The sequence below is a fragment of the Kamptonema formosum PCC 10802 genome, from assembly GCF_000332335.1.
In the GTDB taxonomy this organism is placed as follows: domain Bacteria; phylum Cyanobacteriota; class Cyanobacteriia; order Cyanobacteriales; family Oscillatoriaceae; genus Oscillatoria.
In genome coordinates this window covers 353,217-354,191 of record NZ_KB235950.1, presented here as the reverse complement: position 1 = coordinate 354,191, position 975 = coordinate 353,217, and the positions used below count along the sequence as shown (strand labels likewise).

At 57.2% G+C, this 975-nt stretch carries 1 protein-coding gene; it reads left to right on the top strand.

What is annotated here, in order from left to right:
- A partial coding sequence (locus tag OSC10802_RS45215; protein ID WP_017721508.1) for a PP2C family protein-serine/threonine phosphatase occupies positions 1-865 on the top strand: 865 nt, incomplete at its 5' end.
- Positions 866-975: the final 110 nt, after the last annotated feature.

Here is a 975-nt window from a genome sequence, read left to right as displayed (position 1 = left end):
CCGAACCCTAGAGCAAAAAGTCATCGAGCGCACCGCCCAACTCGCCGCCGCCAACCAAGAAATCACCCTGCTCAACGAGCGCCTGAAAGCCGAGAACATGCGGATGGCGGCGGAACTGGAAATCACGCGCCGGTTGCAGCGGATGATTTTGCCCAAAGAGGAAGAACTGCATCAAATACCGGAACTGGATATTGCCGGTTTCATGGAGCCGGCGGACGAAGTGGGCGGCGACTACTACGACGTGCTGCAAAGCGGCGGGCGCGTTAAAATCGGCATCGGCGACGTAACCGGACACGGCTTAGAAAGCGGCGTGCTGATGATCATGGTGCAAACCGCAATCCGCACCCTGCTGGAAAATAGCGAAACCGACCCCAAAAAATTCCTTGACACCGTTAACCGGACGATTTATAATAATGTTACGCGGATGAATTCCGACAAAAACCTCAGCCTCGCCTTGCTCGACTACAGCGAGGGAGTCCTGCAGCTGAGCGGACAGCACGAAGAGATGATAGTCGTGCGTGCGGGAGACGTAGCACAGGCGTCCTCGCCTGTGATAGAGCGAATTGACACAATGGATTTAGGCTTCCCCATCGGGTTAGAAGCCGACATTGCGGATTTCATCGCGGACATAGAAGTGCGGTTAAATCCCGGAGACGTATCGGTGCTCTACACCGACGGGATTACCGAAGCGGAAAATCTCGGCGGCGAGCTTTACGGACTCGACCGGCTGATAGAAGCGGTTCAGGAGAATTGCCACTTGCCGGCGTCGGGAATCAAGGAGGCGGTGATTGAGGACGTGCGCCGGCATATCGGCGAGCAAAAGGTGTTTGACGACATTACTTTGGTGGTGTTAAAACAGAAGTAGGGAGGCGAGAAGAACCCCACCCCCCAACCCCTGCCCCTTATCCCCAGAGGGGGCCCCCCCTGCCCCTTATCCCCAGAGGGGGCCCCCCCTGCCCCTTATCCCCAGAGGGG